Origin of the sequence: Actinacidiphila rubida, assembly GCF_900110255.1 — a bacterium.
Taxonomy (GTDB): Bacteria; Actinomycetota; Actinomycetes; order Streptomycetales; family Streptomycetaceae; genus Actinacidiphila; species Actinacidiphila rubida.
In genome coordinates this window covers 67,300-83,331 of the sequence record NZ_FODD01000001.1, presented here as the reverse complement: position 1 = coordinate 83,331, position 16,032 = coordinate 67,300, and the positions used below count along the sequence as shown (strand labels likewise).

The 16,032-nt window shown below is 73.0% G+C and carries 16 protein-coding genes; 2 read left to right on the top strand and 14 right to left on the bottom strand.

The genetic code is table 11. The features are described 5' to 3' along the window. Window positions 1-78: 78 nt before the first annotated feature. On the bottom strand, window positions 79-1,092 hold the full coding sequence (locus tag BMW99_RS00370; protein ID WP_075016023.1) for a Rossmann-fold NAD(P)-binding domain-containing protein: 1,014 nt from the start codon (window positions 1,090-1,092) through the stop codon (window positions 79-81). A 98-nt stretch (window positions 1,093-1,190) separates the two neighbouring features. On the opposite strand from BMW99_RS00370, the gene BMW99_RS00365 reads away from it, so the two are divergent. Beyond that, entirely contained in the window at window positions 1,191-2,333 is a 1,143-nt protein-coding gene (locus BMW99_RS00365; RefSeq protein WP_069466196.1) for an NADH-quinone oxidoreductase subunit D, read from the top strand. Between the two features lie 94 nt (window positions 2,334-2,427). Here BMW99_RS00365 and BMW99_RS00360 read toward each other — a convergent pair whose 3' ends face one another. From BMW99_RS00360 to BMW99_RS00320, 9 genes are all read right to left on the bottom strand, one after another. Continuing rightward, complete coding sequence (locus BMW99_RS00360; protein ID WP_069466195.1) at window positions 2,428-3,435, bottom strand: hypothetical protein; 1,008 nt, start codon at window positions 3,433-3,435, stop codon at window positions 2,428-2,430. 152 nt (window positions 3,436-3,587) lie between these two features. Then, window positions 3,588-4,040 carry a rhodanese-like domain-containing protein gene (locus tag BMW99_RS00355; RefSeq protein ID WP_069466194.1) on the bottom strand — a complete coding sequence of 151 codons (453 nt, stop codon included), beginning with the start codon at window positions 4,038-4,040 and terminating at the stop codon, window positions 3,588-3,590. Continuing rightward, on the bottom strand, window positions 4,040-4,567 hold the full coding sequence (locus BMW99_RS00350; RefSeq protein ID WP_075016022.1) for a cupin domain-containing protein: 528 nt from the start codon (window positions 4,565-4,567) through the stop codon (window positions 4,040-4,042). The genes BMW99_RS00355 and BMW99_RS00350 overlap by 1 nt, the downstream gene beginning before the upstream one ends. A gap of 389 nt (window positions 4,568-4,956) precedes the next feature. After that, window positions 4,957-5,463: a DUF3180 domain-containing protein gene (locus BMW99_RS00345; RefSeq protein ID WP_075016021.1), complete on the bottom strand. Its 507-nt coding sequence runs from the start codon at window positions 5,461-5,463 to the stop codon at window positions 4,957-4,959. Between the two features lie 47 nt (window positions 5,464-5,510). Beyond that, window positions 5,511-6,137, bottom strand: a complete 627-nt coding sequence (gene folK / locus BMW99_RS00340) for a 2-amino-4-hydroxy-6-hydroxymethyldihydropteridine diphosphokinase (protein WP_069465027.1) — start codon at window positions 6,135-6,137, stop codon at window positions 5,511-5,513. Beyond that, the gene (gene folB, locus BMW99_RS00335; protein ID WP_069465028.1) at window positions 6,134-6,493 is read right to left on the bottom strand and encodes a dihydroneopterin aldolase; all 360 of its coding nucleotides are present in this window, start codon (window positions 6,491-6,493) and stop codon (window positions 6,134-6,136) included. Before folB ends, folK begins: the two co-directional genes overlap by 4 nt. A gap of 78 nt (window positions 6,494-6,571) precedes the next feature. Next, complete coding sequence (locus tag BMW99_RS00330) at window positions 6,572-7,063, bottom strand: nuclear transport factor 2 family protein (protein ID WP_069465029.1); 492 nt, start codon at window positions 7,061-7,063, stop codon at window positions 6,572-6,574. After that, window positions 7,060-8,007 carry a dihydropteroate synthase gene (gene folP / locus BMW99_RS00325; protein ID WP_079175875.1) on the bottom strand — a complete coding sequence of 316 codons (948 nt, stop codon included), beginning with the start codon at window positions 8,005-8,007 and terminating at the stop codon, window positions 7,060-7,062. Before folP ends, BMW99_RS00330 begins: the two co-directional genes overlap by 4 nt. Before the next feature lie 84 nt (window positions 8,008-8,091). Beyond that, the gene (locus tag BMW99_RS00320) at window positions 8,092-9,966 is read right to left on the bottom strand and encodes a phosphatidylglycerol lysyltransferase domain-containing protein (protein ID WP_079138552.1); all 1,875 of its coding nucleotides are present in this window, start codon (window positions 9,964-9,966) and stop codon (window positions 8,092-8,094) included. 211 nt (window positions 9,967-10,177) lie between these two features. Here BMW99_RS00320 and BMW99_RS00315 point away from each other — a divergent pair, with 211 nt between their 5' ends. Next, a complete protein-coding gene (locus tag BMW99_RS00315) occupies window positions 10,178-11,434 on the top strand; it encodes an alpha/beta hydrolase (protein WP_069464404.1) in 1,257 nt (418 codons plus the stop codon). Here the strand turns inward: BMW99_RS00315 and folE are convergent. From folE to tilS, 4 genes are all read right to left on the bottom strand, one after another. Beyond that, on the bottom strand, window positions 11,418-12,026 hold the full coding sequence (gene folE / locus BMW99_RS00310) for a GTP cyclohydrolase I FolE (protein ID WP_069464403.1): 609 nt from the start codon (window positions 12,024-12,026) through the stop codon (window positions 11,418-11,420). The genes BMW99_RS00315 and folE overlap by 17 nt on opposite strands. A 117-nt stretch (window positions 12,027-12,143) precedes the next feature. After that, the gene (gene ftsH, locus BMW99_RS00305) at window positions 12,144-14,192 is read right to left on the bottom strand and encodes an ATP-dependent zinc metalloprotease FtsH (RefSeq protein WP_069464402.1); all 2,049 of its coding nucleotides are present in this window, start codon (window positions 14,190-14,192) and stop codon (window positions 12,144-12,146) included. Between the two features lie 228 nt (window positions 14,193-14,420). Then, window positions 14,421-14,975 carry a hypoxanthine phosphoribosyltransferase gene (gene hpt / locus BMW99_RS00300; RefSeq protein WP_107451610.1) on the bottom strand — a complete coding sequence of 185 codons (555 nt, stop codon included), beginning with the start codon at window positions 14,973-14,975 and terminating at the stop codon, window positions 14,421-14,423. A 36-nt stretch (window positions 14,976-15,011) separates the two neighbouring features. After that, complete coding sequence (tilS, locus tag BMW99_RS00295) at window positions 15,012-16,007, bottom strand: tRNA lysidine(34) synthetase TilS (protein ID WP_069464400.1); 996 nt, start codon at window positions 16,005-16,007, stop codon at window positions 15,012-15,014. Window positions 16,008-16,032 lie beyond the last annotated feature (25 nt).

Sequence of the window (16,032 nt, the reverse complement as noted above, 5' to 3'; positions counted from 1 at the left end):
CCGCCACCCGCCCCCAAGGGGCAGACCGGTCCGCTCCGGACCACCGGCCCGCGGCCGGTAGAAGCGGCGCAGCCCCTCTCAGGGGTGCGGGGTGGAGAGGGCGCGGGACTCGGCGGTGGGGGAGAGGCCGACCGCGGGGCGGTCGGGGCGTTGCGGCGGGGGGCCGGGGAGGGACCGGAGCCACTCCCAGGTGTCGGCGACGGTCTCGCCGACCGGCCGGCAGCGCAACCCGCTGGCCAGCGCCTTGGACACGTCACCGCCGTGCATCGCCGCGTGCAGCGGCCCCGGCGGCAGCCAGACGGGAAGCTCGGTCCACGGCTCGATCCCCGCCGCCTCGATCACCGCGGGATCCGTCCACCGCAGCACCGCGGACGATCCCGTCACGGCGAGGCAGGACTCCAGCAGCTCCCCCATCGTCGTGTGACCGGGCGCGCTCACCAGGTTGTAGGGCCCGCCCAGCCCATCGGCGACGGCGTCGAGGGTCCACGCGGCCAGGTCCCGCACGTCGATGTACTGCAACGGCAGGTCGCGCGGGCCGGGTGCCAGCACGTCACCGCCGCGCGCGACACGGTTCAGCCACCACGGGAGCCGGCCCACGTTCTCCCACGGGCCGAGGATCAGGCCGGCCCGGACGAACAGCGCGCGGTCGCCGAACACCTCCTCCGCGGCCAGTTCCCCGCCGCGCTTGACCGCGGCGTAGTCGTCGGCGTCGTCGGCGTCGTCGGCGTCGTCGGCGTCGTCGGCGCCGCGCGGCTCGACGACCGTGGCGGTCTCGTCCAGCCCGTCCGGCGGCGGGTACGCGTAGACCGACCGGCTCGACACGTACGCGTACCGGCCCACCCGGTCCGCCAGCAGGCGCGCCGACTCCCGCACCGCGCCGGGCGCACCCGACCACGTGTCGACCACCGCGTCCCAGCGGCCCGCGGCGAGTGCCGACAGGTCGCCCTCCCGGTCCCCGGTGAGCACCCGCACCCCCTCCGGCGCGGGATGCCGGCCGCGGTGGAAGACCGTCACCTGCCAGCCCCGCTCCACCGCCGCCTCCGCGACCGCCCGCCCCACGAACTCCGTTCCGCCCAGCACCAGAAGATCCATGCCCCCACTCTTCCCGCCCGGCATCGCCGCCTGCCACCCGTCACGCTCCTGGCGATTCCGCCGTCGGCGTACCGCGCGGGGGCTGAGAGGATGGGGGCATGACCGAGACCACGATCGGGGTCGGCGGGGCCGCCGAGGGCACCGACATGGTGCTGAACATCGGCCCGCAGCACCCCTCCACCCACGGCGTGCTGCGGCTGCGGATGGTGCTCGACGGCGAGCGCGTGCAGAGCTGCGAGCCGATCGTGGGCTACATGCACCGCGGCGCGGAGAAGCTGTTCGAGGCGCGCGACTACCGCCAGATCATCATGCTGGCGAACCGGCACGACTGGCTGTCCGCGTTCTCCAACGAGCTGGGCGTCGTGCTGGCCGTCGAGCGGATGCTCGGCATGGAGGTGCCCGAGCGCGCGGTGTGGACCCGCACCCTGCTCGCCGAGCTCAACCGGGTCCTCAACCACCTGATGTTCCTCGGCTCGTACCCGCTGGAACTGGGCGGGATCACCCCGATCTTCTACGCGTTCACCGAACGCGAGGAGCTGCAGCACGTCATGGAGGAGGTCTCCGGCGGCCGCATGCACTACATGTTCAACCGCGTGGGCGGCCTCAAGGAGGACCTGCCCAACGGCTGGACCGAGCGCGCCCGCCACGCGGTGGCGTCGGTGCGCTCGCGGATGGGCCGGTTCGACGACCTGGTGCTCGGCAACGAGATCTTCCGCGGCCGCACCCGCGGGGTCGGCGTGCTGTCCCGGCAGGACGTGCACGCGTTCGGCGTGAGCGGGCCGATCGCCCGCGGCTCGGGCGTCGACTTCGACCTGCGGCGCGACGAGCCGTACCTCGCGTACGGCGAACTCGCCGACGTGCTGAAGGTCGTGACGCGGACCGAGGGCGACTGCCTGGCCCGCTTCGAGGTGCTGCTGGAGCAGACGCGCAACGCGCTGGACCTCGCGGACGCCTGCCTGGACCGGCTGGCCGAGCTGCCCCCGGGCCCCATCAACCAGCGCCTGCCGAAGGTGCTGAAGGCTCCCGAGGGCCACACCTACGCCTGGACCGAGAACCCGCTGGGCCTCAACGGCTACTACCTGGTGTCCAAGGGCGAGAAGACGCCGTACCGGCTGAAGCTGCGCTCGGCGTCGTTCAACAACATCCAGGCGCTGACGGTGCTGCTGCCGGGCACGCTGGTGGCCGACATGGTCGCGATCCTGGGCTCGATGTTCTTCGTCGTCGGCGACATCGACAAGTAGCCGCCGGGCGGCGGCGGCACCGGGGCCGTACACGGAAGGAGCCGCCCGTCGGGCGGCTCCTTGGTGCGTGTGCCGCTCGCGGCGGCCCGAACGGTCAGACCTGCGCGCGCAGTTCCGTCACGTCGAGCTGCTCGGTCTCGTCGTGCGCGGTGAGGTCGATGACCTCGTGGTCCGCGGGGGCCTGACCGGCCTCGGGCGCCTGACCGTGCTCGCCGTGCGCCTCGCGCTGCTCGCGCTCGCCGTGCTCCGCGTGCGTCTCGTGGTCGGGCGCCGGGCTCACCGCGGACTCCAGCGCCTTGGGCGACTGCGTGCCGAAGAAGTCGAAGCCGCCGATGGCGCGGTGGGCCGCGGCGGAGGCGGACGCGCCGCGCTGCCCGTACGGGAGGACGGCGGCCGCGGCCGGCACGAGGTGGTGCTCGCGGACCGGCGGGTCGGCCGGGGCGGCGGCCGCGCCGGAAGCGTGGCGGCCCTGCGGCTCGTCGGTGACGGCGGCGGCGTCGCGGCGGCGGGCCACCTCGACGGTGCGCTGCGCCTGCTGCCTGGCGGCGTTCCGCGGGAGGTCCCGCAGGGCCTGCGCGGCCTTGAGGTAGGCGGCGGGGCCGACCGGAGAGACCCCGGTGGTCAGGGCCAGCGGCTGCTGGGCGGCCGCGCCCTCCACCTGGAGCTTGCGGCGGGCCTCCAGCGCGCGGGCCCGCTCGGACTCGGCGGTGGCGTAGCGGCGCAGCAGATCGGCGTGCTCGGTGCGCAGCCTGGCCAGTTCGGAGCGCTTGCCGCGCAGCTTCTTCTCCAGCCGGGCGCGTATCTCGCGGTACTCCTCGAGGTCCGTCTCGACCTCGGCGATCCGCTCCTCGGCACGCCACTCGTCCCGGGTGCGGGCCTGCAGCAGCTCGCCGACCCGGCGGCCCGCGGAGCGGTCCCAGGCGCGGGCGAGCAGGGCGCCGGCGCACGCGGTGAGCGCGGTGGCGGCGGCGATGGCCCGTAGTACCGCCGTATCGCCGGCGAGAAGGGAGGCCGCGGCGAGTGCCGCCGCGGCGCACGCGACGGTCAGCGGCGGCAGCATCCGGTGCAACGGCTGAGAATGGCGGTGGCGTCCACGGGGCATGGCCAGAAATTTAGCGTGCGCGGCGGCCGCGTGGGGCGCCGGGTCCCTTAATTTTCGGGGGGTTTGGCCCCTCGGCCCGGACCGTGGACACGGAGGGCGTTCGGCCGGGCACGATGTGTCCCCAAATGCCGTCCACGTCCCTCACCCCAAGATCATTTCTCAAGATCGAATCCGGTCGTTGTGGCGATGTGCGGGGTGGGGACGGTCGGCACGCCGGTGGGCGCGGCGACCGGCAGTCCGGCCGCGCGCCACGCCTGGAACCCGCCGACGAGGTCCGTCGCCCGGTGCAGGCCGAGCTCCCGCAGGGAGGCGGCGGCCAGGGACGAGGCGTAGCCCTCGTTGCAGAACACCACGACGAGCCGGTCGTGGCCGGTGGCCTGCGCGATGCGGTGCGCACCGGACGGATCCAGCCGCCATTCCAGCTCGTTGCGCTCGACCACGGCCGCGCCCGGCAGGGTGCCGTCGCGGTCCCGCAGGGCCGCGTAGCGGATGTCGACCAGCAGCGCGTCCCGGTGGGCCGCGGCGTCGGCCGCCTGACGGGGCGTCAGACGGGTCAGGCCGGCCCGGACCAGGGCCAGGTGCTCCTCGACGGATCGCGCGGCCATCACCACTCCTCGGGGCGTTCGACGAGTTCCAGCCGCAGGGTGCTGCCCTTGCGGCTGTACCGGCGGATCAGCGGCAGCGGCGGGTAGTAGGCGTGCACGGAGACGGCGTGCACGCGGCCGGAGCGGTTCTCCACCTGGTGCAGGTGGTTGCGGCCGAAGGCCCGGCCGCGGCCCTCGGGCAGCACGCGCAGCCGGTCGAGGCCGTCGGCCAGTTCCAGGGAGCGCCAGCCCTCGCTCGGCAGCGGGACCGACAGCGACTGCTCGGTCAGCTCGCCGGCCGCGGTCACGAAGGCGCCGTGCGAGCCGCCGTGGTCGTGCCAGCCGGTCTCGGCGCCGGGCGGCCATCCGATCAGCCAGGCCTCGGTGCCGGCCGGGCCGTCCAACCGCGCCCAGGTGCGGCCTTCCGGGTCGAGCGGCAGTCCCGCGACGAGGCGGGTGTCGGCGGCGACGCGCCGCGCGAAGTCGAGCAGGTCGGCGGCGGTGGGGGCGGTACGGGAATCCTGACGGGAGGTACGCGGAACGGACAAGGCAGACCACCTTGAGGCGTGGGTGAACGGCGGGCCTGAGGCGCGCGTCAGCGCGCGGCCGTACACACGCAGCCCGCGTACCGGAGGTAGTCCAGGTGGACCCTCCTGTGCAGGCGCAGCGCGAACACGTTCACGCTGCGGAGCGAACCACGCGGACCCCTGCCGGGTCAAGCGTTCCTGGTCCTTCCGGGGCCGGGCCCACCCCGATCCGCCGGCGCGCCGGAAACGCGCCCCCCCCGGGGGCAGGGGGAGGCCCGCGGGGCGCGGGGTCACCCGGCCTTCGACCGGGGGAGGTGCACCCTGCGCGTGCCACCGGCCACCGGCCGGTGGTCCCGGATCGGACCGAACAGCCCCTTCGGGCCGGTGACGACCAGCGGGCGCACTCGAGGTCAGTGGGGGGTGCGGCGGCGTTGGGGGGGTGAGGCGGGGGCGTTGGGGTCGTCGTCCTCGGGGAGCTTGCAGACGCGCTCCAGGAAGAGCGCTGCCGCGACGACCGCGATCCCCGCCAGCACGGCCAGCCCCGAGTAGATCGCCTGCTGCTGCCGGGGCTCCATGTCGAGCTTGTACATGAGGAGGTAGACGCACGTCCCGCCGTAGAGCCCGGCCACGAGCGACGCGACCAGCGCGCTGGCCTGGCCGAAGACCACCGCGCGCGCCGCAGCCAGCGGGTCGACCCCCTTCGCCCCCGCGCTCCGCTCCCGCTGGGCCCGCAGCCGCGCCCGCAGGTTCAGCGCGGTCCCGAACAGGATCGCCGCGATCAGCCCCAGCACGATCGGTGCCGCGATGGGCACGCCGGGCAACGTGCCCACGGAGTCCCACAGCCGGGCCACCGCCCACGCGACCACGCCCGCGACCACGAAGAGCCCCGCCAGCGTCCTGATCCGCAGCGTCCTCACCGAGTTGCCCGCCTCCGATGTCCCTAGGTCCTCGTGACTGCCAACGCTTACTCGGGCAGCCGGAGTTCCACGTCGGCCCGCAGCCGTACCCCGTCCCGGCCGACGGCCGCCAGCAGGTCGGCCACCGCGCCGTGTCCCGGCAGCTCCGCGGCCGGCTCCACGTCGTACCACGGTACGAGCACGAAGCCGCGTTCGTGCGCGCGCGGGTGCGGCAGGGTCAGCACGGGGTCGGCGGAGACCACGCCCTGGTAGGCGACGATGTCGACGTCGATGGTGCGCGGGCCCCACTGCTCGGCCCGCACCCGCAGGTACGCCTCCTCGATGGCGTGGCCGCGCTCCAGCAGCGCCTGCGGCGGCAGCGTGGTGCGGACCAGCACGACGGCGTTGAAGTAGTCCGCCTGGCTGCCGGGCTCGACACCCCAGGGGTCGGTCTCGTAGACCGGCGAGACGGCCTTGACCCGCACGCCGGGCGTGTCCTCCAGCGCGTCGACGGCGCCCTGGAGCGTCTCCAGGCGGTTGCCCATGTTGCTGCCCAGGGCGATCACGGCGCTCCTGGGGTTCTGCAGGGTGCTGTCGGCCGCGTCGACCCTGGCGGTGACGGCGGCCGGTACCGGCTGCACGGTGGGGTCGACGGGCTGCTGCTCGGACGGATAGGCGGGGCTCGGGGGAGTCACGGGCGCCTCCGGGTGATGGTGACGGTCACGTCGTCGAAGGGCACGGTGATCGGCGCATCGGGTTTGTGCACGGTCACCTCCACCTCCTCGACCACCTCATGCCCGAGGCACGTGTCGGCGATGCGCTGGGCGAGGGTTTCGATGAGGTCGACCGGATCGCCGGCGACGACCGCGGCGACCTGTTCGGCCAGCACACCGTAGTGCACGGTCCGCCCGAGGTCGTCGGCCGCCGCGGCGGGGGCGGTGTCCAGGCCCAGCACGAGGTCGACCACGAACGTCTGGCCGTCCTCGCGTTCGTGCGGGAACACTCCGTGGTGGCCGCGGACGCTCAGTCCCCGCAGCGTGACACGATCCACGACTTCCTCACTCCTGCCGGTCGGTGCAGTGGGTGCCGGGTCCCGTCATGCGTACGGGCCCGGGGGGACGAATCTACGTCACTCGTCCGGGTCGCCCGCCGCCCCGGGGCCCGCGCCGGGCCCGTCGTCGCTCTCCTCGTCGTCCGCGAGCACCGGGGAACCGTGGTGCACCCACAGCCGCCAGCCCTCGGGTGTGCGGCGGAACACGTTGGTCGCCACCACCAGCCCGCCGACCAGGGAGCCCGCGGAGCCGTCCTCCTCGGCGGGGCCGCCGGTGAGGATGTTCTCGGTGCACGTGACCAGCGCGGTGTCGCCGTCGACGGCCACCTCGACGTCGGTGAGGAAGAACTGGATGTACTCGGTGCTGGCCATGATCAGCGCGTAGGAGCGCAGCACCTCGCGGCGGCCGCGCAGCACCGGCCAGCCGGGGTGGACGACGCTCACCGACTCGGCGAGCGGGCCGGTCAGCACGATGGCCTCCAGCGCGTCCAGGTCGGAGGTCTCCACGGCGTCGTAGAACGCCTGGTTGGCCGCCTCGACGGCCCGCGCCTCCGCGGTGGTGGGACTCACGCGACCGGCTCCCCCGGCTCCTCCGGCTGATGCGGCCCGTCCGGCGCATTCGGCCCGTCCGGCCGGCCCGCGGCCTCGATGGCCCGGGCCACCCGGACCGCGTCGGCGCTGGCGTGCACCTCGTGGACGCGGACCGCCCAGGCGCCCTCGCGGGCGGCGATGGCGGTGACCGCGGCGGTCGCGGCGTCGCGCTCGCGGGCGGGCGGCGGGGCGGCGCCGGCCTCGCCGGCCAGCACCCGGCCCAGGAACCGCTTGCGGGAAGCGGCGACCAGCAGCGGCTGCCCGAGGGCCCGCAGCTCGCCGAGGTGGGCCAGCAGCGCCAGGTCGTGGTCGGCGTCCTTGGCGAAGCCCAGGCCCGGGTCGAGCACGATCCGTGCGGGGTCCACTCCCCCGGCGACCGCCCGGTCCAGGCCCGCGCGCAGCTCGGCGACGACCTCGCCGAGCACGTCGGCGTAGACGGCCCGGTTGTTCATGTCGATGCTCTGGCCGCGCCAGTGCATGACGACGAAGGGCGCACCGGCGTCCGCGACGACCGGGATCATCGCGGGGTCGGCCTGGCCGCCGCTGACGTCGTTGACCAGCCGGGCGCCGGCGGCCAGGGCCTGCTCGGCGACGGTCGCCCGCATCGTGTCGACGCTGACCACGGCGCCGGCCGCGGCCAGCTCGCGGACCACGGGCACCACCCGGCGCAGTTCCTCCGCGGCGTCCACACGGGTCGCACCGGGGCGGGTGGACTCGCCGCCGACGTCCACCAGGTCGGCGCCCTGCGCCACCAGGTCGAGGCCGTGCTTGACGGCCAGCTCGGGGTCGAACCACTGCCCGCCGTCGGAGAACGAGTCGGGCGTGACGTTCACGACGCCCATGACCGCGCACCGGTCCCACACCGGCAGCCCGAGGGGGCCGCCGCGGCTCTGCCGGCCCACTCCGCCCAGTCGGCTATTCATGCCACCAGCCTACGGGCCCTGCCCGGCCGGCCAGGCGCGGCCTGTGCCGCGGGCCGGGGAGAGCCCACGGAACAGGCCGCACGTTCACGCCACGGCGCCCGTCTTGGAGTGGCCGTGGTCGTCGGGGCGGGAGCCGCCCTGGGAGCCGTCGGCGGTCGCGTAACCGGACTGCTGGCGGTGCGGGGCCCGCTTGGCCCGGCCGGGCAGGAAGCGCTGGAGGGCCTCCGGCAGCGGCAGGGACAGCGTCACGAATCCCTCGGCCTGCATGATCGCGAAGCCGATCCGCGGGAGGTCCCGGGAGTTGGGGAAGACCAGGAACCGCGGCACCCACTCCGGCTGGAACTTCGCGTTGAACTTGTACAGCGACTCGATCTGGAACCAGCGGGACAGGAACACCAGCAGGCCGCGCCAGCCGCGCAGCACCGGGCCCGCGCCGATCCGCTCGCCGCGGGCCAGCGCGGAGCGGAACATCGCGAAGTTCAGCGAGACCCGCCGGACGCCCAGCTCCGGGGCCTGTTGCAGGGCGGCGACGATCAGCAGCTCGTTCAGCCCCGGGTCGGCGGCCCGGTCGCGGCGCATCAGCTCCAGCGACATGCCGTCGTCGCCCCACGGCACGAAGTGGAGCACGGCCCGCAGATCGCCCAGCTCGGGGTGCGGCGCGCCGGGCTCGCGCTCCTTGTGCGCGGTGACGACCACGCTGTCGCCGTCGGCCACCTCGCCGAACCGGCCCAGCGCCATGGAGAACCCGCGCTCGGTGTCGGTGCCGCGCCAGGCGTCCGCGGCCAGCCGCACCCGGTGCTTCTCGTCCTCGTCCAGGTCGCGCACCCGGCGCACCCGGCACTCGTAGCCGGAGCGCTCGATCCGCTTGACCATCTGCCGCACGTTGCGCATCGCCCGGCCCTGCAGGGTGAAGTCCGCGGTGGCCACGATCGCCTCGTCGCCCAGTTCCAGTGCGTCCAGGCCGGTCTCGCGGGTCCACACCTCGCCGCCGGTCTCGCTGCAGCCGACGACGGCCGGCAGCCACGCGTGGGCGCGGGTGAGGTCCATGTACTCCTCGATCGCGCCGGGCCAGGCCTCCACGTCGCCGATCGGGTCGCCGCTGGCCAGGGCCACGCCGGAGACCACGCGGTAGCAGACGGCGGCCTTGCCGCTGGGCGAGAAGACCACGGACTTGTCGCGGCGCAGCGCGAAGTGGCCGAGCGAGTCGCGCGCCCCGTGCCGCACCAGCAGCGCCCGCAGCCGTTCCTCGTCCTCCTCGCTCAGCTCGGCGACCGGGCGGGCCGGGCGCAGCAGCAGGTAGACGGTGGAGCAGGCGATGAGCAGGCCGAGGCCGCCGAGCGAGTAGGCGACGACGTCGTTGACCCGGTCGCTGGTGTACGCCACCGGGCCCTCGAAACCGAACAGGCCGAGCAGCACGTGCTCGCAGCGGTCCAGGAAGCCGGGGGCGCCGCGCTCGGAGGAGGGGTGGGCGCTGGTGATGACCAGGCCGAGGGCGAAGGCGAAGGCGCTCAGGCCGACGAAATTGGCCGCGGCGCGCCAGCGGGTGCGCGGGTCGGACAGTGCGGTGAACTCGCCGCGGTTGCGGATCAGCAGCCCGAGCAGGGTGAGCGAGATCACCGCCCCGAAGATCGAGTGCCGGTAGACCAGCTGGGTGGCGGCGCCGACCGGCAGCAGCAGCACCGCGGCCCACCAGGCACGCTGCTTTCCGCGCTTGAGGGCGTGCGCGAGCATGAGCAGCAGGATGCCGGTGACGACCGAGGTGGCGGCGGCCAGCGAGCTGACGGTGCCGGGGAAGACCGCGGCCATGTGGTGCATCCGGCCGTTGCGGAACGCGGGGAACACCGCGGACACCACGTCGAGCAGGCCGATGACGGCCGCTCCGGTGCCCATGATCCTGGGTACGGCGGAGGGGCGCAGGGGCCAGCGCGACCGCCTGGGGTCGACGCGCTCAGAGGACATGTGACACCACCCACGGAACCCGAGTCGCACATTCGCCCTCTTGCTGTACAGACATGGGTCACCAAACCCCAACATGACCGGGAATCACGGGACATGGCCCGCAATCTGCACCAGTACGAACAATTTGCGCCCTCTAGGACGGATAGCCGCGCCCGCGGGTTCCCTCCGGGACGGACGCACTTGGGCCGAGACGGAAAGTACACCTGACGACATGGGTCTCACGAGTAAGAAGGTCCTCCTCCTCGCCGTCCTCCTCGCGGTGGCCCTGTTCGCGGTGACGATCTGGCTGTGGCCACGGTTGTCCCGCAGGGGCGCGGTGCCGGTGCTGGGGCGGGTGGGCGTCCTCGTCGCCACCCAGCTGTCGCTGATCTGCGCGCTGGCCCTGATCGTCAACGACAACTTCGGTTTCTACGCCTCGTGGGCCGATCTGCTCGGCAAGGAGACCGCGCCGGGCGTGGTCGTCGACCAGGCGGCCGGCGGCACCGGCGGCCAGCTGCGGGTGCTCGACACCCTCGCGGTGAACGTGCCGGGCGGCGCGGTGCCCTCGGTCGGCGGGCAGATCCAGAAGGTGGTGCTGTCCGGCGGCCGCTCGGGGATCAGCAGCACGGCGTACGTCTACCTGCCGCCGGAGTACTTCCGGCAGCCGCAGCGGGTCTTCCCGGCCGCGGTGGTGCTCACCGGGTACCCGGGGGTCGCCGAGGCCCTGTACAAGAAGATGAAGTACCCGGCCACCGCCGCCTCCCTGGTCCACGCGGGCAAGGCCCAGCCCATGGTGCTGGTGATGCTGCGCCCGACGGTGACGCCGCCGCGGGACACCGAGTGCATGAACGTGCCGCGCGGGCCCCAGACCGAGACCTTCTTCGCCCAGGACCTGCGGGCCGGGATACTGGCCCACTACCGCGTGAGCGCCGGCCCGGGCGGCTGGGGGCTCATCGGGGACTCCACCGGCGGCTACTGCGCCCTCAAGCTGGCCCTGGAGGACCCGAACGCCTACTCGGCGGGCGCGGGCCTGTCCGCGGACTACGCGGCCCCGAAGGACCCGACGACGGGCGACCTGTTCGGCGGCAGCCCGCGGGTCCGCGAGGACAACAACCTGGGCTGGCGGCTCCAGCACCTGCCGCAGCCGCCGGTGAGCCTGCTGGTCACCAGCAGCAAGCAGGGTGAGCGGAACTACCACGCGACACTGAAGTTCATCAGCCTGGTCAAGGGCCCCACCAAGGTGTCCTCGATCATCCTGCCGAGCGGCGGCCACAACTTCACGACGTGGGCCCGGGAGATCCCGCCGGCCCTGCAGTGGCTGTCCGGCCGCCTGGTGGCGGACGCGCCCGCCGTGGCGCCGCACAAGGGCGCACCCAGGACCGACGCGCACCCGGGCGGCGTGGTGCCGATCGACCGTCGGACGCGCACTCTGCCGCCCACCCCGCCGCCCGGCCCGACGGCCGGGCGGGCGATCAGCCCCGGCCGATGATGAGGCTCATCGCCTCGGAGCGCGTGGCCGGGTCCCGCAGCTGGCCGCGCACCGCCGACGTCAGGGTCTTGGCGCCGGGCTTGCGCACCCCGCGCATGGTCATGCACATGTGCTCGCACTCCACGACCACGATCACGCCGCGCGGCTCCAGGATGGTCATCAGGGCGTCCGCGATCTGCGTGGTGAGACGTTCCTGCACCTGCGGCCTGCGGGCGTACACGTCGACCAGCCGGGCCAGCTTCGACAGGCCGGTGATCTTGCCGCTGGTCGACGGGATGTAGCCGACGTGCGCGACGCCGACGAACGGCACCAGGTGGTGCTCGCAGGAGGACATCACCTCGATGTCCTTCACCAGCACCATCTCGTCGTGCCCGAGGTCGAAGGTGGTGGTCAGGACGTCCTCAGGCTGCTGCCACAGCCCGGCGAATATCTCGCGGTAGGCCCGGGCCACACGGGCCGGCGTCTCACGCAGTCCCTCGCGGTCGGGGTCCTCGCCCACCGCGATGAGCAGCTCGCGCACTGCGGCCTCGGCCCGCTTCTCGTCGAACTCCCCGGCCGGGGTGGCACCGAGGAGGGTCACGGGATCGGTCATCGGCGTCTCGTTCCTGTTCCAGAGTGTGGCCGTCCTACAAAGGCCGCGGCCCCAAGGTTAGAACCTTGGGGCCGCGACCTGCATTCCTTGCCCTCCGGGGGCCGGCGGGGAACCCGCTCAGCTGTCGGAGGAGCCGTCCTCCGGCAGATCCACCGGCTCGGCCGGCTTGGTGGTGGAGACCGGCGTCGGGCCGTTGCCGTTGGCGGGCTGGGAGCCGTTGGTCAGCGCCAGCTCCTTCGGCGAGAGCACCGGCGGCCGGGTGGAGGGGGTGCGCCGCGAGGAGCCCGTCCATGCGGGACGCGGCGGACGCTTGACGATCGGGGCGAAGATCTCGGCGATCTCCTCCTTGTTCAGCGTCTCCCGCTCCAGCAGGGCCAGCACGAGGTTGTCCAGGACGTCCCGGTTCTCCACCAGGATCTCCCAGGCCTCGTTGTGGGCCGTCTCGATGAGCTTCTTGACCTCCTCGTCGACCAGCCCGGCGACCTCTTCCGAGTAGTCGCGCTGGTGACCCATCTCACGGCCCAGGAACGGCTCGGAGTTGTCGGAGCCGAACTTGATCGCGCCCAGCCGCTCGGTCATGCCGTACTGCGTGACCATGGCGCGAGCGGTGGTGGTGGCCTTCTCGATGTCGTTCGAGGCGCCGGTGGTCGGGTCGTGGAAGACGAGCTCCTCCGCGGCCCGGCCGCCCATCATGTAGGCGAGCTGGTCCAGCATCTCGTTGCGCGTGGTGGAGTACTTGTCCTCGTCGGGCAGCACCATGGTGTAGCCCAGGGCGCGGCCGCGGGACAGGATCGTCACCTTGTGGACCGGGTCGGAGCTGGGAGAGGCCGCCGCGACCAGGGCGTGTCCGCCCTCGTGGTACGCGGTGATCTTCTTCTCCTTGTCCGACATGATCCGGGTGCGCTTCTGCGGACCGGCCACCACGCGGTCGATGGCCTCGTCGAGCATGCTGTTGTCGATCAGCTTCTTGTCGCTGCGGGCGGTCAGCAGCGCGGCCTCGTTGAGCACGTTGCTCAGGTCGGCGCCGGTGAAGCCGGGGGTGCGGCGGGCGACGGCCATGAGGTCGACGTCCGGCGTGATCGGCTTGCCCTTCTGGTGCACCTTGAGGATCTCCAGGCGGCCCTGGAGGTCCGGCGGGTCCACCGCGATCTGCCGGTCGAAGCGGCCCGGGCGCAGCAGCGCCGGGTCGAGGATGTCGGGCCGGTTGGTGGCGGCGATCAGGATCACGCCGCCCTTCACGTCGAAGCCGTCCATCTCGACGAGCAGCTGGTTCAGGGTCTGCTCGCGCTCGTCGTGGCCGCCGCCGAGGCCCGCACCGCGGTGCCGGCCGACGGCGTCGATCTCGTCGACGAAGACGATCGCCGGGGCGTTCGCCTTGGCCTGCTCGAACAGGTCGCGGACCCGGGAGGCACCGACACCGACGAACATCTCGACGAAGTCGGAACCGGAGATCGAGTAGAACGGCACGCCCGCCTCGCCGGCCACGGCCCGCGCCAGCAGGGTCTTGCCGGTACCCGGGCGGCCGTAGAGCAGCACGCCCTTGGGGATCTTGGCGCCGACCGCCTGGAACTTCGCCGGCTCCTGCAGGAACTCCTTGATCTCCTGGAGCTCCTCGACCGCCTCGTCGCAGCCCGCGACGTCGGCGAACGTGGTCTTCGGCGTGTCCTTGGTGATCAGCTTCGCCTTGGACTTGCCGAACTGCATGACGCGCGAACCGCCGCCCTGCATCTGGTTCATCAGGAAGAGGAACACCACCACGATCAGCACGAACGGCAGCAGCGACAGCAGGATGCCCACGAAGGCGTTCTGCTTGGACTGCGTGACCGTGTACTTGTCAGGCAGGGTCACACCCTTGACCTGGCCGTTGACGATCGCCTGGAGGTGGTTGGCGAGGTCGGAGCCCTGGTTGCCGATGTAGCTGGCCCTGACCTTGCTGCTGCCCTCGATCTTGACGCCGTCCCTGAGCTGGACCTTGATGGAGTTGTCGTCTCCGGTCGTCAGCTCGGCGGACTTGGCCTGGTTGGTGTCGATCGCGTGCACGACCGCGCCGGTGTCCACCGTCTTGTAGCCGCCGCCGGATCCGACGACCTGCATCAGCACGACCACGGCGAGGACAGCCAGCACGATCCACATCACTGGCCCACGGAAATAGCGCTTCACGTCCATCCATGCGGGGCGATCACGCCCCGTCCCTCCTGCCACAGTGAGGCACCGGCGCCTGATGGCGCCGCGTGCATCCGGTGTATTGACCCGACCTTCGGACGGTACCTCAGCATTGTCACCCGAGGTTGCCGCCGACCGTTAACAATCCCGCTTTCCCCTGCTCCAACGGCGGAGGACCGGTGTGGGTTCCCCACAGCGGGTCCACAGTCCGCGCCGAACGGCCCGGGGCGGTCAGCCGCCGTAGACGTGCGGTGCGAGGGTGCCGACGAACGGGAGATTGCGGTACTTCTCGGCGTAGTCCAAGCCATACCCCACGACGAACTCGTTGGGGATGTCGAAACCAGTGTATTTGACGTCGATCCGGACCTTCGCGGCCTCCGGCTTGCGCAGCAGCGCGCACACCTCGAGCGAGGCCGGTCCACGCGAGCCCAGGTTGCTGATCAGCCAGGACAGCGTCAGACCGGAGTCGATGATGTCCTCGACGATCAGGACGTCGCGGCCGGCGATGTCGGTGTCGAGGTCCTTGAGGATGCGGACGACCCCGGAGGACTTCGTGCCGGCGCCGTAGGAGGACACCGCCATCCAGTCCATCGTGACGTTGCTGGACAGGGCGCGGGCCAGGTCCGCCATCACCATGACGGCGCCCTTGAGCACACCCACGATCAGCAGGTCCCTGCCCGCGTAGTCCCGGTCGATCTCGGCGGCCAGCTCCTTCAGCTTCGCGTCGATCTCTGCCTTGGAGATGAGCACCTTCTCGAGGTCGGCGCCCATGTCTTTCTCGTTCACTGCGCGGTACGTCCCTAGGTCTGCGGCCCTGCGGCTCTACGACGGCGAGAAGAACAGTCTGCCATTCGACCTGCGCACGGAGACGGCGCCCGGCAGGTTGAGCGCCTTCTGGCCGTGCCAGCCGGTCACCAGGCGGTCGACTTCCTCGATGTGCCGGGCGAACAGGAAGCCGGGCGGGGAGCCCGCGGCGATCGCGGCGCGGCGCAGGACACGGCGACGGACCGCGGCGGGCAGCGCGTGCAGCCGCTTCGCGTCCAGGCTGCCGTCGTCGCCGGCCGCGTCGGCCTCGGCGTCGGCGGCCCACTGGTCGAGGGCGTCGGCGTCGTCCCGGGACAGCTGGGCGGTGCGGGCGAGGGCTTCGACGACGCCCTTGCCGAGGGACTTCTCCAGGATCGGCAGCGCTTCGTGCCGCACCCGGGAGCGGGTGTAGGCCGGATCGTGGTTGTGCGGGTCCTCCCACACGGTGATGCCCTGGGCCAGGCAGCCCTGGCGCACGGTGTCGCGGTCCAGCAGCAGGAACGGGCGGCGGTAGCGGCCGCCGGTGCCGGAGACGGCGGCCATGCCGGACAGCGAGCGGATGCCGGAGCCGCGGGCGAGCCCGAGGAGCACCGTTTCTGCCTGGTCGTCGCGGGTGTGGCCGAGGAGCACGGCGGAGGCGCCGCGGCGCTCGGCGGTGGCGTCGAGGGCGGCGTAGCGGGCGTCGCGCGCGGCGGCCTCGGGCCCGCCCTGGCGGCCCACGGTGACGCCGACGGCGTCCACCGGGTCCAGGCCGAGGGTGCGCAGCCGCCCGGCGACCTCCTCGGCGCGCAGGGCGGAACCGGCCTGCAGGCCGTGGTCGACGGTGACGGCACCGGCGCGCACGCCGAGCCGGGGCGCCTCGAAGGCGAGGGCGGCGGCCAGCGCCATGGAGTCGGCGCCTCCGCTGCACGCGGCCAGCACGAGCGGGTGCGGCTCGGGGGACGCGGTGACGATGTCGTGCAGGACGCGGCGGACCGCCAGGCGTATCGCCGCGACCGTGGGATGGGGTCCCATGTCCGGATCCCTCCTGGGGAGGCTG

Excerpts from the sequence above, each read along its gene's own strand:
- tilS (WP_069464400.1), bottom strand. The coding sequence starts at position 16,007 with ATGGGACCCCATCCCACGGTCGCGGCGATACGCCTGGCGGTCCGCCGC.
- BMW99_RS00320 (WP_079138552.1), bottom strand. The coding sequence starts at position 9,966 with ATGTCCTCTGAGCGCGTCGACCCCAGGCGGTCGCGCTGGCCCCTGCGC.
- BMW99_RS00365 (WP_069466196.1), top strand. The coding sequence starts at position 1,191 with ATGACCGAGACCACGATCGGGGTCGGCGGGGCCGCCGAGGGCACCGAC.
- BMW99_RS00355 (WP_069466194.1), bottom strand. The coding sequence starts at position 4,040 with ATGGCCGCGCGATCCGTCGAGGAGCACCTGGCCCTGGTCCGGGCCGGC.
- BMW99_RS00360 (WP_069466195.1), bottom strand. The coding sequence starts at position 3,435 with ATGCCCCGTGGACGCCACCGCCATTCTCAGCCGTTGCACCGGATGCTG.
- folP (WP_079175875.1), bottom strand. The coding sequence starts at position 8,007 with ATGAATAGCCGACTGGGCGGAGTGGGCCGGCAGAGCCGCGGCGGCCCC.
- BMW99_RS00315 (WP_069464404.1), top strand. The coding sequence starts at position 10,178 with ATGGGTCTCACGAGTAAGAAGGTCCTCCTCCTCGCCGTCCTCCTCGCG.
- folE (WP_069464403.1), bottom strand. The coding sequence starts at position 12,026 with ATGACCGATCCCGTGACCCTCCTCGGTGCCACCCCGGCCGGGGAGTTC.
- BMW99_RS00370 (WP_075016023.1), bottom strand. The coding sequence starts at position 1,092 with ATGGATCTTCTGGTGCTGGGCGGAACGGAGTTCGTGGGGCGGGCGGTC.
- ftsH (WP_069464402.1), bottom strand. The coding sequence starts at position 14,192 with ATGGACGTGAAGCGCTATTTCCGTGGGCCAGTGATGTGGATCGTGCTG.